12 protein-coding genes and 1 pseudogene are annotated in these 16,650 nt (G+C 32.8%); 11 read left to right on the forward strand and 2 right to left on the reverse strand.

All coding sequences use genetic code 11. From position 1 onward, the window contains the following. Positions 1-14: 14 nt before the first annotated feature. Both recD2 and AC4BC4_RS05285 read left to right on the forward strand, forming a co-directional pair. Positions 15-2,597: an SF1B family DNA helicase RecD2 gene (gene recD2, locus AC4BC4_RS05280; protein ID WP_490477006.1), complete on the forward strand. Its 2,583-nt coding sequence runs from the start codon at positions 15-17 to the stop codon at positions 2,595-2,597. 144 nt (positions 2,598-2,741) lie between these two features. Beyond that, positions 2,742-3,857, forward strand: a complete 1,116-nt coding sequence (locus AC4BC4_RS05285) for a PLP-dependent transferase (RefSeq protein WP_490477007.1) — start codon at positions 2,742-2,744, stop codon at positions 3,855-3,857. 136 nt (positions 3,858-3,993) lie between these two features. Here the strand turns inward: AC4BC4_RS05285 and AC4BC4_RS05290 are convergent, their stop codons facing one another. After that, positions 3,994-4,953, reverse strand: a complete 960-nt coding sequence (locus AC4BC4_RS05290; protein WP_490477008.1) for a diacylglycerol/lipid kinase family protein — start codon at positions 4,951-4,953, stop codon at positions 3,994-3,996. A 239-nt stretch (positions 4,954-5,192) separates the two neighbouring features. Between AC4BC4_RS05290 and AC4BC4_RS05295 the strand changes: the two genes are divergently transcribed. Both AC4BC4_RS05295 and AC4BC4_RS05300 read left to right on the forward strand, forming a co-directional pair. Further along, on the forward strand, positions 5,193-5,699 hold the full coding sequence (locus AC4BC4_RS05295) for a QueT transporter family protein (protein WP_438758713.1): 507 nt from the start codon (positions 5,193-5,195) through the stop codon (positions 5,697-5,699). Between the two features lie 174 nt (positions 5,700-5,873). Then, positions 5,874-7,079, forward strand: coding sequence for an aminoacyltransferase (locus AC4BC4_RS05300; protein WP_490477009.1), 1,206 nt, complete (start codon positions 5,874-5,876; stop codon positions 7,077-7,079). Between the two features lie 23 nt (positions 7,080-7,102). Here the strand turns inward: AC4BC4_RS05300 and AC4BC4_RS05305 are convergent. Then, positions 7,103-8,752 (reverse strand): annotated as a pseudogene (locus AC4BC4_RS05305) (IS1182 family transposase); the annotation flags it as partial. 479 nt (positions 8,753-9,231) lie between these two features. Between AC4BC4_RS05305 and AC4BC4_RS05310 the strand changes: the two are divergent. The 7 genes from AC4BC4_RS05310 to AC4BC4_RS05340 all read left to right on the forward strand — a co-directional run bounded on the left by AC4BC4_RS05310 (position 9,232) and on the right by AC4BC4_RS05340 (position 16,448). Beyond that, complete coding sequence (locus tag AC4BC4_RS05310) at positions 9,232-9,504, forward strand: hypothetical protein (RefSeq protein WP_490477010.1); 273 nt, start codon at positions 9,232-9,234, stop codon at positions 9,502-9,504. 1,341 nt (positions 9,505-10,845) lie between these two features. Next, positions 10,846-11,445, forward strand: a complete 600-nt coding sequence (locus tag AC4BC4_RS05315; RefSeq protein ID WP_490477011.1) for an ATP-binding cassette domain-containing protein — start codon at positions 10,846-10,848, stop codon at positions 11,443-11,445. Between the two features lie 7 nt (positions 11,446-11,452). Further along, entirely contained in the window at positions 11,453-11,917 is a 465-nt protein-coding gene (locus tag AC4BC4_RS05320) for a stage II sporulation protein M (RefSeq protein ID WP_490477012.1), read from the forward strand. A 952-nt stretch (positions 11,918-12,869) separates the two neighbouring features. Continuing rightward, positions 12,870-13,373 carry a hypothetical protein gene (locus AC4BC4_RS05325; protein ID WP_490477013.1) on the forward strand — a complete coding sequence of 168 codons (504 nt, stop codon included), beginning with the start codon at positions 12,870-12,872 and terminating at the stop codon, positions 13,371-13,373. Continuing rightward, on the forward strand, positions 13,370-14,569 hold the full coding sequence (locus tag AC4BC4_RS05330) for an efflux RND transporter periplasmic adaptor subunit (protein ID WP_490477014.1): 1,200 nt from the start codon (positions 13,370-13,372) through the stop codon (positions 14,567-14,569). The genes AC4BC4_RS05325 and AC4BC4_RS05330 overlap by 4 nt, the downstream gene beginning before the upstream one ends. Then, positions 14,569-15,252 carry an ABC transporter ATP-binding protein gene (locus AC4BC4_RS05335; protein WP_490477015.1) on the forward strand — a complete coding sequence of 228 codons (684 nt, stop codon included), beginning with the start codon at positions 14,569-14,571 and terminating at the stop codon, positions 15,250-15,252. Before AC4BC4_RS05330 ends, AC4BC4_RS05335 begins: the two co-directional genes overlap by 1 nt. Further along, a complete protein-coding gene (locus AC4BC4_RS05340) occupies positions 15,249-16,448 on the forward strand; it encodes an ABC transporter permease (RefSeq protein ID WP_490477016.1) in 1,200 nt (399 codons plus the stop codon). Before AC4BC4_RS05335 ends, AC4BC4_RS05340 begins: the two co-directional genes overlap by 4 nt. Positions 16,449-16,650 lie beyond the last annotated feature (202 nt).

Consider the following 16,650-nt stretch of genomic DNA (forward strand, 5'->3'; position numbering starts at 1 on the left):
GCGAGGTGAAATCGATGGATACATTGTTTGGAGATGGGGAAAAAGAATATGTGGTTGGACAAGTTCAGGCAATTTTTTTCCAAAATCCCAGCAACTTTTATAAAGTTCTGCTGGTGAAAATAACAGATACGAATACGGATTATTTAGAAAAAGAAATCGTAACGACTGGTAGTTTCGGTCAAATTCAGGAAGAAGAAATTTATCGCTTTTTTGGACATTTTGTTGATCACCCTCGTTATGGTAAACAATTTCAAGTTGATAGCTATCAGCAAGAACGCCCAACTTCTGCTAGTGGTGTTGTAAATTATCTTTCCAGTGAAAAGTTTCCGGGAATTGGGAAGCGAACAGCTGAGAAGATTGTCGAAATTTTAGGGGAAGATGCGATCGATCGCATTATTGAAACACCAGATGTTCTTGAAGAAGTTCCCCAGTTAAATGAAAAAAAACGCCAAACAATTATTGAGACCATTCGCTTAAATCATGGTATGGAGCAAGTAATCGTTGGTTTAAATCGGTATGGATTTGGTAGTCAGCTTTCTTTTTCGATTTATCAAACATACAAAGAAGATACTTTAGATATCATTCACGAAAATCCATATCAATTAGTTGAAGATATTGAAGGCATTGGCTTTAAACGAGCAGATAATATTGCAGAACAATTGGGGATCGAAGCAGATTCAGATAAACGAATACGAGCTGCGATCACTCATGAAATATTTCAACATTCCGTTCGTTCTGGAAATACGTATGTTGAGGCAGAAATGCTACTTAGAGAAACCGTCAATACGTTGGAAACTAGTCGTCCAGTTGAAATTTCTCTTGATCAGGTAGCTGAGCAAATTATTCATTTAGTGGAAGAGGGAAAAATCCAACAAGAAGGCACTAGACTTTTCGAAAATAGTTTGTATTTTTCTGAGTGGGGGATCGGGACCTCGATTCAACGATTGCTATCCCGAAAAAAAGAAATCAAATACGATAAAAAAGACGTTGAAAAAAATATTCGTGGGATCGAAAAACGATTAGGAATACTTTATGGAAATTCTCAACAAGAAGCGATTGAAGAAGCGATCAAAGCGCCACTTTTTATATTGACGGGTGGTCCAGGTACAGGAAAAACCACAGTTATTAACGGAATTGTTTCACTATTTGCTGAACTAAATGGACTCTCTTTAGATGTGAAGGATTATACCCAAGAGATGTTTCCAATTCTATTAGCCGCTCCAACCGGACGTGCAGCCAAGCGGATGAATGAAACCACAGGACTCCCAGCGAGTACCATTCATCGTTTATTAGGCTTGACCGGAAGAGAAAAAAATCCTAGTATGACAGCGAAAGAACTTGAAGGTGGTTTATTGATCGTCGATGAGATGTCTATGGTCGATACATGGTTGGCTAATACTTTATTTAAGGCGATTCCAACAAATATGCAAGTGATTTTTGTTGGGGATAAAGATCAGCTGCCTTCTGTAGGACCTGGTCAAGTGTTACATGATTTACTCCAAATCAATGAAATCCCTAAAAGAGAATTGACCGAAATTTATCGACAAGGCGATGGATCAAGTATTATTCCTTTAGCTCATGACATCAAACAAGGGAAACTACCGCAAGATTTTACAGTGAATCAAAAGGATCGTTCCTTTTTCCCTAGTGATGTTTATCATATCGAAACCTATGTCCGCCAAATCGTAACGAAAGCCAAAGCAAAAGGCTTTTCACCGCAAGATATTCAATTGCTTGCTCCGATGTATCGAGGTGCTGCGGGTATTGATGCATTGAATAAAATGATGCAGGAAATTTTTAATCCCAATGACGGGACAAAAAAAGAAGTAAAGTGGAATGAATCCGTTTATCGAATAGGGGATAAGGTGCTACATTTAGTCAATACACCAGAACTTAATGTGTTTAATGGTGATATGGGCGAAATCGTCGGTATTATTTTGGCAAAAGACTCAGAGGACAAAGTCGACGAATTAGTCATTCAGTTTGATAATAATGAAGTCAGCTATAAACGAAATGAATGGAACAAAATCACTCTTTCTTATTGTTGTTCGATCCATAAAGCACAAGGTAGTGAATTTAAAATGGTTATTTTACCAATGGTTCATCAATATCACCGTATGTTGCAGCGCAATTTACTTTATACGGCTGTTACTAGAAGTAAGGATATCTTGATCTTATTGGGCGAAGTTCAAGCATTTAATACCTGTGTTGCACACGAATCTGCCAGTCGTTTGACGATGTTAAAAGAGCGTATCACAAGTGCTGATGATATGTCTCTCACAACAAGAATGCAGTTAGAAGCATATGAAGAAGGAATGAACAAAGAAGCACCATTTTCAGAGACAGTCGAAAGTAAATCAATTGCATATGACACTGCTAAAGAAAATAAACCAGCTGTGATTGAAGAAGTATCAGAAGATGTACCAGCTAAACCTGAAATGGAAACAATTTCATTATTCAGTGAGCCAGTACAAGAAATTACTGAAACAATTGAAAAAGAATTGGAAAGAATATTGACGCCAAATTTAGTTAGCACTCAAACGATTGATCCAATGATTGGAATGAATCAGACGACACCGTATGATTTTATGAAATAATAGACAAACTGGGGTAAACGACAAGCGTTTATTCCAGTTTTTTCTTGCCTTAAGGGGATAGCGATGTATATAATGAAAAGCAACATAGAAATATATGTTATAACAAATGAAGGTCGTTTATTTTGGTAGAAATGAGGGAAGTCAATGGAACAGGAATTTTATTCGAAAAACGTTCAAACGGATACTTTTTTAGCACAAATCGGGAATCATCAAAATCCAGTAACAGGATCGATCAATACGCCGATTTATTTTTCAACGACGTATGAACATCCGACACTAGGGGAGTCGACGGGCTATGATTACACGAGAACTAAAAATCCGACAAGAGAAGTTGTAGAAAAGGCATTGGCAGTTTTAGAAAATGGAGCAATCGGTTTAGCTACTAGTTCAGGAATGAGTGCCATTCAATTAGTATTCAGTCAATTTCCTGTAGGGAGTCAAATTGTTGCATCTAGAGACTTATATGGTGGTAGTTACCGTTATTTTAAAGAGTTAGAGAAACAAAGCATATATCAGTTCATCTATGTAGATGATGAAGTAGGTTTTGAGAAAGAAATCACCGATAATACTGCAGCAGTCTTTATTGAAACACCAACTAATCCTTTGATGAGGGAAGTCTCGATAGAAAAGATTGCAATTTTTGCTAAAAAGCATAATGCCCAAGTAATCGTTGATAATACTTTTTACACACCATTGATTCAGCGACCGCTAGATTTAGGAGCAGATATTGTGATTCATAGTGCGACCAAGTATCTTGGCGGACACAACGATCTATTGGCAGGGGCAGTGATTGCAAAATCAAAAGAAGTAGGAGAGCAATTAGGCTATACCTTAAATACGACAGGAGCTGTTTTGTCACCATTTGACTGTTGGCTCTTGATTAGAGGAATGAAGACTTTGTCGTTACGGATGGAAAGACATGAAAAAAATGCTCAAGCAGTGGCAACGTTTCTAACGTCCAGTCCCAACGTAAAAGAAGTTTTTTATCCAGGACGTGGCGGTATGTTAAGTTTCAAAATCAAAAACGAAGAATCAATCAAAGAATTTTTGCGGCACTTATCGATTTTTACATTTGCAGAAAGTTTGGGTGGGGTCGAAAGTTTGATCACCTATCCAACAACACAAACACACGCTGATATCCCAAAAGAGTTGAGAGAGTCGTATGGCTTAACGCCAGATTTATTGAGAATCTCCACTGGAATCGAAGCAAGTGAGGATTTGATAAGGGATTTGAAATTCGCATTTGAATCATTAAACTAATAAACAAGGATAGAACAGAAACCTTTGATACGAAAAAATAAGCCGAAGGGACTAATCTGCTTCCAACTTATAATCGCTATTTAGGTTATGAAGGAAAAGTTTTTGTACTTTTCCTTCATAACCTATTTTAATACGCTTAAAACCAAAATAATCTACTAGTTGTTCCGAAAGAAATATCAGTACTTCGTTTTCCTAAAATTTCTCCATCAGCATGAACATATTCAGGAACCGTTGAAATAATTCTGAATTTACTAGATTGAAAATGATGGAAGTATTTTGACTGCATTTGTTTTTTTTGAATCAATAGTAGAATAAGCCAGAAAATTTTAAACAAATTGATTCGTTCTACTAAGACAAAATCCAAAACTGGTTTACGTGGATCAGCCATTGGAGCTATTGAGACGCCACCACCAAAATAAGGATGTTTTGTTACTGTACATAAAAAAGCTCGATCGAATTCAATTTTTTTTCCATTGATTTCAACAAGAATCGGGAAGCCCTTTTGGGTGAATAATACCTTTAAAATAGAAAAAATATAAGACAAAGAACCCATATTAAATTTGTTTAATGTACTTTTTGAAGTAGAAGTATTAGCTGCATTGACGATCGCCGCATCTAAACCAATACCGATATTATTAACAGCCAATCCTGCTTCATCTTGAATTGATTCAGCATACGTGATAAGTTGGATTTCTTGTGGTATTTCAGCTTTAAGTAGTTGTAAAAAAGCTTTTTCTGTCTGCCTAGAGATGCCCACTCCGCGAGCAAAATCATTACCTGAACCACATGGGATATAACCGATCGGAATTTTAGAGTCGAATGACTTTAAAGCATTGATTACGCTATGCAAAGTGCCGTCGCCGCCAAGAACAACTAAAAGTGGGAATGTTTCGATTTCAAGTTCATCATCCCAAGGAATCAAGGGATCTTGAGCTAAGTTTTGAACGATCTCTGTTTCGTGGCCAGCATATTCTGTATAATAAGTCGTATAATCAATGTTGACTGTTTGCAATTGTTTACTAATTTTTTCAGCAGCGAGATGTCCGGTACCGCCACCCGCTTTTTCATTGATAACGAGATAAAAATGTTTCTTCATTTATTTCCTCCTTGTGCAAAGTCTTATTATAACAGACATGTGAAAAATTAAGAATAATGGATGCTTGAAAATGTTAAATATGGAATCAAGAGCAGAAGGATTTATAAATTGTGAGTTATCATTGTGAAACGACGAATTATGAGATATAATGCCTACGTAGCATTTTTTGAGGAAGTGAATCCTCGACAAGGTTCATCAACCATCCCTTGTAAAAAAACTCGGAGAAAGAAGGGGAAACTATGCAAAATACTGTTTCATCAAACAGTAAAGTAAAAGCAATTACGATGAATGGCATTGTGATGGCGTTATATCTTGGTTTAACGATGTTAGTAGCACCCGTTTCGTCAGGACCGATCCAATTTAGAATTTCTGAAAGTTTGAATCATTTAGTTGTTTTCAATCGGAAATTGATGTGGGGCGTTTTAGGCGGAGTGGTTGTCTATAATTTTTTCTTTGGCTTTGGTGCCATGGATGCATTATATGGTGGGATACAAACATTTATTTCGCTTGGGCTAACCGCTTTATTGCAAAAAAGAGTGCCTAATACTATAGCACGTTTAGCGCTGAATACGCTATTTTTCACTGTGTCGATGTGTATTATCGCCTTTATGCTAGCGCCAAATGGTGGAGCTGCTTTTTGGGGAAATTACGCAACGTTGGCACTTAGCGAATTTGCAACGATGACGCTAGCTGCACCAGTGATGTATTGGATCAATAAATCCGTTCATTTTGAAAATCGACTTTGATCGATAAAAAAATAGAATAAGAATTCATTTTTGAGAGACTGAGTCAAGACTAATGTAGTTTGGATCCAGTCTCTTAAAGTTTTCTAACCAATTTCATGAAAAACTTTACTGTTCCTGTTGAATAAATTATGATATGGTAATACAGAAGCTAAAATGTAGAGGAGTTTTTTTATAATGTTTGAATTTAAAATTGGCATCGATGCTAAAGAGCACGACAAGTTTGTGGAGAGCCATCCTTTATGTAACTTGTTACAATCATCTGCCTGGGCAAAAGTGAAGGATAATTGGGAATCAGAAATTGTCGGTGTTTATGAAAATGGCATCCTAATTGCCTCTAGTTTAGTATTGATTAGGCCATTACCAATGAAATTTTCGATGCTGTACACACCGCGCGGCCCAATTATGGATTATACGAATTCAGAACTTGTTGCATTCTTCTTAAAAGAGTTAAAGCAATTCGGTAAGAAAAAACGTGCATTATTTGTTAAAATGGACCCGACTGTTCATTATAAAGATTTTCATATAGGTGAAGAGTCGACGGTTGATCCAATGGCTCAACCCATTATCGATAATATCATCGCAAGTGGCGCGAAATATCAAGGTTTGACGATGGAAATGGACGCAACGATCCAACCACGTTTTCAAGCGAATATCTACAAAGAAGATTTTAGTGAAGAGCAATTATCAAAAAGCACAAAGAAAATGATGAAACAAGCACAGAAAAAAGGGGTCAAAGTTACGTTGGGCCATACTGAATTGGTCGATGATTTTGCTAAAGTTATTGAATTAACGACCGAACGTCAAAATATTTCACTTAGAAATAGTGAATATTTTGAAAAACTATTAACAATTTATCCTGAAAATTCATTTATCATGTTGGCACGAGTGGATTTGAAAGAACGTTTTGAGGAAACTAAACTACGTTTTGATAAAAACAAAGAAGATCTAGCTAACTTAAAAGAAAATCAAGTGAAAAAGCGTCATAACTTAGAAGAACTTGATTTTTCTTTAACTCGAGAAATGAAGGAACTTGAAGAAAATATCGCACATTCAGGTGATATGGCAGTCGTGGCAGGTGCTTTAGCGATTACATTTGGCTCAACGAGTGAAATTCTGTATGCTGGATTGGATGATCGTTATAAGCGTTATATGCCTGCATATGTAACGTGGTTTGATGCTATTAACGAATGTTTTGAACGAGGCTGTACGACTTGTAATATGGGAGGATTGGAAGGTAGTTTGAATGATGGGTTGATTAAGTTTAAGTCTAACTTCAATCCAACAGTCAATGAATTTATTGGGGAATTTGATTTGCCTGTGAATGGATTACTTTTTAAAGCCAGCGAGTATGCCTATAAATTGAAAAAACAGAAAAAATAAAAAAAGAGCTTGGGACATAAGTCTTAAGACAAATAAAACAGAAGACCGAAAATCATAAAAAAGATTTTTAGTCTTCTGTTTTTTAGTTTCTTGGGAGAATTATTCTTGTTTGATAGCTTATTTAGCCTATATTTTTTCAAATTTACAGCCATTAACGCGAGCCCAATTTCATTATGCGCCTGTTATTTTCCTCGAACAGAGAACCGAGTGAAGCCTAAACAAGCCTTCAAATGTCCGAAAGTAGGTTCGACGTCAATTTTTCGTTGACGATAGAGTTTACCTGTTTCTTCTTCTGAAAGCAGCTGTTGAATCTTCGCTTTAAAATATTCCCAGTTCATATTCTTTTGAATCTCACGATTCTTGTTGCTCTTCGCTTTTATACATTGGCTTTGAAGAGGACAATTCGAGCAGTCTTCACATTCATATCGTTTTAAATACCGTTTAAACCCATACTTATCTGTACGAATAGAATAATTTCGAAAATTCATTTTCCGTCCGTCAGGGCAAAGAAACGTATCGTCTAATTCCTGATACGACCAGTTTGCGGGAAGAAATGGATTTTGTTTACATTTTTTCTTTTGTTCTTTATGGTACATGGCATACGTAATGAGTGGTGTTCGCTCAAGGTCTTCTAAAACAGCTTGATAGTTTTCTTCTCCCCCGTAGCCGGCATCTGCGACAATATAAGTTGGTAGCTCAAAGAAACGCTCCTTTAAAGTAGCTAAAAAAGTGCGCAGTGTCCGTGTATCTGTTGGGTTTGAGAAAAGATCATAGCCTAAAATGTACTGACTATTCGTAGCGATTTGAAGATTATAGCCTGCTTTTAACTGACCATTTTTCATGTGATCGTCTTTCATGCGCATAAAAGTAGCATCTGGATCTGTTCTAGAATAGCTGTTTCGTTGTCCTAAAATCTGTCTATGTTTTTGATAAGCGAGTTTTCGCTCTTTAAAGTCCTTGAAAAGTTTCCTTAATTTTTTTGGAACTTTTCGTTTAGAACGAATTGATTTGCGCGTAATTCCATCCTTTGCTTGTTCGATTTTATCTGTAAACTTTTCTACAACATGCGCGAGATTTTCTTCAATCTTGCCTAATTCAGTGACAGATAATTCTTTTGAGGACTCTCGCTCAATTTCAGGAATAATTTGATTCTTTAACAATTCATCGTAGAGAAAATTTGATTTTTCAGTAAGCTTTTTATCAAAGTTATCAATGGATTTTCTCCAAACAAAGGTGTATTTATTGGCGTTGGCTTCAATCTTTGTACCATCGATAAAAATGGCTTCTTCATCGATTAATTGTTCCTTGACTAATTGGCTACGGAACTGAACGAAGCACTCCCGAAGGAGTGCATTCACTAAAGGATTCACTCGAAAACGATTGATGGTTCGATAACTAGGTTGATAACTTTGAGTAAGCCACATCATGCGAATACTGTCTTTCGTTAACGCTTCAATCTTACGACCAGAAAATACAGATTGCGTGTAAACACATAAAATCATCTTCATCATCATTTTTGGATGATAAGAAGCAGGCCCCATTTGATGGTGAAAAGGAATAAAGGGTTCCTCTGGAATACTTTCGACTAATTGATCAATGGCAAAAGCAATATCATTTTTTTCTAACTGAAAACGAAAATCTAGAGGAAGAACGACTTGATTTGTGGAAACATAAGAACACCTCGCTAGTTTATTGGTTTAGTCACTTTTATTTTAGCAAAGGTGTTCTTATTTTTGTATAAAAAAATAATCCAGATACCAATCAAGTTGACTGATATCTGGATTTTTCGTTAGGACTTATGTCCCAAGCTCTTTTAATGTAAATTATGAGTATACGCATATTTAACAGTAAGTATGGTTTGTTAATTTTTAAATTTTAATTTCACATTTTTTCGACTTATTCAGCACGATAGACGAATCTCTCTAAGTATATAACTGTTCTTCTCAATATAATGTGTGTTTATGTCATTTATCAATATAAAATTTATACTATTTAGAAAAAATATTAAACTCTTGTGTTTTAAGTTAAATTTTGTTGCAAATAAATAATTACGAATAATAAGTAAAGTTTTTACAGTTTTTTTGTAAATATTTCTTTACAAAAAAACATGTATTATGATAAAATAAAATTAATAAAAAGGAGGTGAAGTTATATGTTAACATTACAAAAAGAAAGTAAAAGAATTGTTGCAGTATCACTCATAATCGTTTCATTATTCTTATCTTTACTAGCACTTCAATATGCTGTAGCAACTTTAGGATTTACAGAGTTACTTGCAACTAACGTTTATCGTGCACTAGAGTGGGTTTCTTGGGGAGCAACTGCAGCCGCAATCATTTCTGGAGCTGGAATTGGTGGAGTAGCGGTTAAAGCCGTTTGGAACATGGTTAAAAAGAAAACTTTGAAAAATTTCGTAAAATGGTAAAATAAGATGAAGTCTTCGTGAGATATATTCAAAATTTTTACGAGGACTTTAACTTGATAATTTTTAATAAGGAGAAAAAAAATAAAATATATAGTAATTAACAAGTATAGGGAAAAATGTGATGAATTAAAGGGAAAGATAAGGAGAGTTGCTCCGGAATTTGAAAAAATAAGTGGTCTTTTTATCAAGTTTAGTATAATAAGTAGAATATTAATACTATCGAGTTTACTTTTCTTAGATTTAAAAAAATTTGATATACCTTTTGTTATTCGTAGGGAGTATGTTGATGTAATTTGTGTGTATGCTCTAATTGTTGCTTATATTTTTTTTCGAAAACATATAGGAAGTCATTTAATTAATCTAGGTGTAGTTAGCTTTTTGGGTGTGCGGGTTGCACTGGTTTATATTTTAGTTGAAAATTTAAATTACGTAGTAAATTTTTTGTATTTTATTCTAATATTTAAATTTCTATTCTACCAAAAAGAGATTTTTATAGTAATGTTCATATTCTTAGATTTCTATATTTTTATGATGGGTAAATTGAAACATAGTAATAACAGCGTAGACAAAATTTATAGTAAATATAAAATAGGTTTGTTCATTGGCAATTTGATTCTAATCCTATATTTATTTACAGCGATTACTAACAAAAAACTAGTTGTTTTCATATTAGTTATTCAAACGGTTATAGCAATAATTTATTTTTTTAAAAAAGAGTTATCATTTCTGAAAAATCCCATTGTTATTTTTATAGCAATAGCTATTCTTATTAGATTTGTTTATGAGATTACGTCTTTAGCAAGATTTTTGGATCCGTTCATGTTGAGTTTATGTGTTTTATCTGTAGCTCTACTTATTAGTAAGCATAGGTATTGTAGCCAAGTAAGTGTAGAAAGATTAGGTTTTTTCTTATTATACTTGAAGCAAATACTAAACTTTAAACAACAACTAAATTTTTTTATTCTTGATTATACTAACTTTATCAAAAAGACTTGTTTACTATCACTTATACCTGTAATCGTAAATTTTAGCAATTTAAATATTATAAAAATGTTTATTATTCTGGGGTGGTATATTCTGGATATAAATTTCGACTTTTTTATATTGTTATTTAATAGAAAAATTCTTGATAAAAATTCTTTGAAAAATATTTCTACAATATCTGATTTTGGTATCATTTCAGCTTTTATGCTGTCGTTTAGTCTTTTGGCGTTAATGAAAATATTCATAATTAACATTTATTTATTTTCGATTATACTGTTTTTTTTAAATATATTAGTTTTATATCTGTTTAAAATTTGGATTAAAACATTTTTTTCGGATATCTATTTAGAAAAGTAGGTGGTTAGTATTAGTAAAGTTAGCTTCTCAAATATAACATATAGCGCTAGTGAAAAAATAATACTAAATAATGTATCATTTTATATAAGTAAAAATGCTGTTAACATTTTGGTAGGTCCGAATGGTGCAGGAAAGACTTCTCTTTTAGAAGTGTTAGCTGGGATAAGAAAAATAGAATTTGATTTTGATAATTCAGAAATTTTGTATTTAAACTTAGATTATTTTGTGTTTGATAAATTAACTGTGAAGGAGTTTATTCAATTAATTATAGAAATTAACAATACTATAAATTATGAGAGCATTTTTTTTGATTTTAAAAAATTAGGAATAGAGAACTTTATGGAGACTAAATTAGAGTTTCTTTCTTTAGGTCAAAAACAAAAAGTGCTAATTTTAACAGGAATTATGTCTAATAAGCAGATTTTACTATTTGATGAACCATACAATGGATTGGATAAAAATTCAAAATTAGTATTAAATGATATTTTCAAAAAATATAAAAAGACTAGAACTTTCTTCTTTGCCACTCATGATATTGAGATAATAAGTAGTTTAGTGGATCATATTGTAAGGTTGAATAATGGAGTAATTGTGGAATGAGTGAAATATGACAAAAAAAAAATACTTTTGTAAATACTATTTACCTATTATTACTTCTTTTACATTTGGTGTGTTGTTTTCTATGTTTTTAAAAGAAAACTATACTCCTAATAGCGTTAAATCAGTAAGTCTTAGTATGGTAGAAATTTTTTTTCATAATATAAAAATTGCATTTTTATTAAGCTTAACTGTATTCATATCTATGCCTATATTAATGATAAATGCTTTTACGTTGGGTATGGCTCTTTTTTTAGCAATAAATTTATACGGATTAGAAAGTACTATTTTTATGCTGCCTCACCTGCCTTTAGAAATTTTTGGTTGGTTCCTATCTTTAAATATCTCAATTTATCTTCAAATGGTCTATTTAAAGAAGTTCAAAATAGATATAAAAAAGTTGTTGAATTTGTATATGGTTTTATTAGCTGTATATTTTATTGCAGCTGTAATAGAATCTTTTACTTTTAGTTAAATTATGAGCAAACAACACGAGTATATACTGGTTTAAAAGGTAATTAATTTAGTAACATAATAGTCTTGTATATATAAATTTATCAATAATTTAATTAATTGTTTTTATTAAAATTAGGAATAGCCTGTTCAGGTGATGTGAGGAATGAGAATTAGTAAAAAATATATTACAAGTGATGTGAGGAAAAATGGAAAAAGTAACCAAGAAAAATCTGTATTATTTGTCAATGTCTTTGCTACTATACATATTAGCTATTCAATACAGAGTAGATGATTTGTTTGTATCTAACTTTCAAAAGATACAACAAGATAACTTGTTTAATGATGTTAATTTATTTATGTTTGTTCTTAAAACTATTATAGTAACAATTGCAATATTGTTTTTATTTCTACAATCTTTTATTTATCGAATAATACTATTACTTTTAAAAGTTGATAGATATCCTTCAATACTTAAAAACTTTCTTTTTATCTTATATAGTTTAATTCCGTATTCTATAGTCATAATTTTAATTGAAAATTTTGGGTTTAAAATAAACTTTGAATCTCCATATTTACTTCTATTCAAAGTAATTTCTGCTACTTTTATTTATGTAGTAGTTGTATATTACAATAAGTTTGTAGAGAAAAATAAACTACTCCCCTTATTATTGTTTTTATTCATTATTGAGAGTCTTTCTAATAGTAATTATATAGTTGATTTGTTTATGTAAATTTATCAAAAATACTAAAAGGTTCCATTTCGTGGGTCATCTTACCTTTGTGTAGGGTTTGCGAACATATTTCTGCTTGGATTAACAATAATCGAAGACTATCAAAAGACCACGAATTAATTATATTTTTGGGAGAAAATTTTATTCACCTTATGTTTATAGTAATACTTATCAAGCGAGTTTAATTTAATGAAGACAGATTTTTAAAAGAATAGGAAAAATTTTAAGGTGGTTTTATTTATGATTGCTAATAATGTTGAAAAACAGTTAAAGAAAGTAAAAATATGGAATATGGTTACACTGGTCTTTGCAGGGATTGGAACCGTACTTGCGGCGATTGGATTACCAGGGGCATTAAATCCAGACGAGTCAATTTATAAAGATTTAGGAGAGCAAGGGATAAATATGTACAATAAATTAAATAGTATGCCCACAAAATTGTTTTCAGTCTTTGGTTTTATTGTCTCTATCGTCTTTGTATTTTTATTTTTTATAGCAAACCAAAAAATGAAAAAGGGATTTGTTCCGCCAAAATATCCTTATTATCTAAATTTAGGATGGACGGTGATTACGATTCTATATGCTTTATTATCAATCCCACCTCTACCTGAAGGTACAGAGACCCAAGTAATCAGTTTAATTATTTTCGTTCCGATTATTATTTTCCCATTATTTTTGAAAATTCCAATTATAATGATTTTGGTTCACCTTTTCAAACTAGATATAGGAGAAAAAACTGAATGAAAAGATTAAGTCAAAAAAAACAAATATATTTAAGCATTCTTGCAGGTATTCTCGCTATCTTGCTGATAGGCGGTATTCTACTTTATAAAACAAAAAATACTAACAAAGATAATACCGTCACTTATAAAATAGAAATTTTGAAGAAAAATGATCCCTTATTATTCAAAGGAACTGTTCAGCCTAAAAATACTAGTAGCTTAAGCTTAGACTCTACTTTAGGTAAAATCAATACTATTTCGGTCCAGAATGGACAAGAAGTGAATGCAAATGATGTAATTGCAACGTATCAAAATACAACTGTTGAAGATCAAGCAGAAGAACAAACACAAGCTTTAGATAAATTAAACCTAGCGGTCACAAATGCACAAGTAAACCTTGATAGTGCCGTTCAAAAGCAACAAGAACTAGAAGTTCGTTTAGCAAACAATAAAATAGATCGTAATTCTATTGATACAAAAACAATGGAGGGAGAAGCAAAAAAAGCTGAAATTGATGCTAAAGTAGACACTATACAGCAAACATTAGAGGTACAAAAAGAGACAGTTTTACAAGCAAAACAAGCATTAGATGCCGCAAATGTTGATTTGTCTAGTGCGAACAACGCTATTGAACAAACTCAGAAGAAAATAACTACCACTATAACAGCGCCATTTAAAGGGATTGTGTATATCAATGAAAAAGGCAAAGTGAATAATACAATTCCTTATGCAATAATTGTTAGCCCAGAAACGGTTATAAATGGGCTTGTTACGGAGTACGATTATAAGAAAATAGCAAAAGATCAAAAAGTAGAGATTCTTCCAGTAAATGATAAAAAAGAAATAGAAGGAACTATAACAACAATTGAACAGCTACCAGAAACAGATGTAAGCAATCCGACAGATGGTGCGACTGGAAAGAATACGGTTGCTAACTTTTCATTTACTGTAGAACCTAAGGAAGCGATTCATTACGGGTTTAGCGTTCAAATTAGTGTCCCACTAAATACATTGGAAGTCCCTAAGAAAGCAGTTATTAAAGAGGACGGAGAATCTGTTGTATTTTTATATAAAGAAGGAAAAAGCCACAAACAAAAAGTAACCCTGAAAGATAACGATACAACATATGTAGTTGAAAATGGCTTAAAAGAAAAAGATCAAGTGATCATAAACCCTGATAAAAATCTGAAAGATGGACAAGAAGTGGCGGTGAAGTGATGATTGATTTGGCTGATGTCAATAAATATTATAAAAATGAAGAAGAATCTTTACATGTCTTAAAAGATATCAATTTAAAGGTATCGAAAGGAGAAATGATTGCTATCATGGGTCCATCTGGATCAGGTAAATCGACTTTAATTAATTTATTAGGGTTTATCGATCGAAAATTCGAAGGACAATATCTTTTTGAAGGAGAATCGTTAATTCATACGGATGATGATCGATTATCGAAGATACGTAACCGCACTGTTGGTTTTATTTTTCAAAATTTTAGTTTAATTGAAAATAACACAGTTTTTGAAAATGTTGAGTTGCCACTTCTTTACGGTGGGTATAGGCTTTCTCAAACAAAGGAAAAGGTATTCAATGTATTAAATAGAGTAGGGTTGAAAGGAAAAGAATATAAATATCCTAAACAATTGTCTGGAGGGCAACAACAACGAGTTGCGATTGCACGATCGTTAATTAACAATCCAAAATTTATCATCGCAGACGAACCAACAGGTGCTCTAGATACACACACGTCAGAAGAAATTATGGACTTATTTACCACTTTGAATGCGGAAGATGGAGCAACCATTATTATGGTGACGCATAATCCAGAAGTTGTTCCTTATTGCCGTCGATTAATCCATATTAGAGATGGCGCAATTGTTGAAGATAGGGAGCTGAGGCCATGAATTTTTACGTGAATTGGCGTTCTGCTTTCAAATCCATTAAAAACAATCGAAAACGAAGTTTATTAACCATGTTTGGAATCATTATTGGTATTTCATCTGTAATCACAATTCTGGCGATTGGTCGAGGTTTCGAAAAAGATACGATTAGGAATTTAACAAAAAGTGAATCAAAAAATGTCGAAATTCAATTGAATTTTACTCCCAATGATACGAATTTGTATGAAACAAATAAGTCCTTTTTTCAAGAGTCGGATTTAACTGCAATAAAAAAGATAGAAGGGGTTAAGAAAGCAGAATTCGCAAAAACAGAAGAAGATCAGATTTATAAGGACGTCTATACTAAAGATAAAAAAAAGAATAAACAGATTGAGCTTATTTCTACTAATGGCAAAGAAGTCACGCAAGGAAGGTCTTTGACTGCTTTAGACAACGCTAACTTTAATAAGGTAGCCTTGATAGATATGTTGACAGCTAAAGAACTTTTTATTACATCAAAAGCAGCTCTGAATAGAGGAATAGAACTTGACGGACAGTTGTTTAGAATCGTTGGTATTTTTCCAGGTGAGGACCAAGAGAATCTGTTTTCTATGCCTGAAAAAAACATTCAAATACCCAAAAATAGCTACTTGTATTATTTTGATACTGAAAAAAATACGTCTGCTCTAACAATTACTCTAGAGGAAGGAGTAAAACCCGATAAAGTAACTACTGCAGTAATAAATAATTTGAAAGAAAAAGGAGCTATGCGAGATTTTGGAGAATATCAGGCGTTAGATACCGCTATGCTTACAAAAGGGATTGGATCTATTTTAAGTACAATCACATACTTTATTTCAGCAGTTGCAGGAATTTCTTTATTTATTGCAGGTGTGGGGGTTATGAATATGATGTATATTTCTGTTTCAGAACGTACAAAAGAAATCGGGATACGTCGTGCATTAGGTGCCACAAGGAAATCAATTATGATTCAATTTTTGCTGGAAGGATTAACGTTAACCGTATCCGGTGGAATCTTTGGGTATTTAATAGGGATGTTGTTTGCTTATGGGATAGGTTCACTGATCAAAGTCAATGTTTCAATTGATTTGTTCACGATTTTATTAGCTGTGGGAGTGTCCTCTACTGTTGGATTGATATTTTCTGTGATGCCAGCGTCAGAAGCGGCTAAAAAAGATTTAATTGATATTCTTCGATAATGAGGGTTATAAGTTGGACTTCAACTGTCAAATTGAACGTTTAAAAATATAGTAAGGTGAGTATTTAAAAAATTATTGGGATATAATTGGTTACTTTGATTGCAGCTATATTTGGCTTGGGGAGGACAATCTCATCGTGATGAGACTTCAGGACTGTGGGGAAATTAAGCCCAAATCATTGAATAACTCTATTTTTGGTTTA

The organism is Enterococcus sp. AMC1086 (assembly GCF_058216575.1).

Bases quoted from the DNA above. Each gene is read 5' to 3' on its own strand.
- AC4BC4_RS05300 (WP_490477009.1), top strand. From the start codon at position 5,874: ATGTTTGAATTTAAAATTGGCATCGATGCTAAAGAGCACGACAAGTTT.
- AC4BC4_RS05335 (WP_490477015.1), top strand. From the start codon at position 14,569: ATGATTGATTTGGCTGATGTCAATAAATATTATAAAAATGAAGAAGAA.
- recD2 (WP_490477006.1), top strand. From the start codon at position 15: ATGGATACATTGTTTGGAGATGGGGAAAAAGAATATGTGGTTGGACAA.
- AC4BC4_RS05295 (WP_438758713.1), top strand. From the start codon at position 5,193: ATGCAAAATACTGTTTCATCAAACAGTAAAGTAAAAGCAATTACGATG.
- AC4BC4_RS05340 (WP_490477016.1), top strand. From the start codon at position 15,249: ATGAATTTTTACGTGAATTGGCGTTCTGCTTTCAAATCCATTAAAAAC.
- AC4BC4_RS05330 (WP_490477014.1), top strand. From the start codon at position 13,370: ATGAAAAGATTAAGTCAAAAAAAACAAATATATTTAAGCATTCTTGCA.
- AC4BC4_RS05320 (WP_490477012.1), top strand. From the start codon at position 11,453: ATGACAAAAAAAAAATACTTTTGTAAATACTATTTACCTATTATTACT.
- AC4BC4_RS05310 (WP_490477010.1), top strand. From the start codon at position 9,232: ATGTTAACATTACAAAAAGAAAGTAAAAGAATTGTTGCAGTATCACTC.
- AC4BC4_RS05285 (WP_490477007.1), top strand. From the start codon at position 2,742: ATGGAACAGGAATTTTATTCGAAAAACGTTCAAACGGATACTTTTTTA.
- AC4BC4_RS05290 (WP_490477008.1), bottom strand. From the start codon at position 4,953: ATGAAGAAACATTTTTATCTCGTTATCAATGAAAAAGCGGGTGGCGGT.
- AC4BC4_RS05325 (WP_490477013.1), top strand. From the start codon at position 12,870: ATGATTGCTAATAATGTTGAAAAACAGTTAAAGAAAGTAAAAATATGG.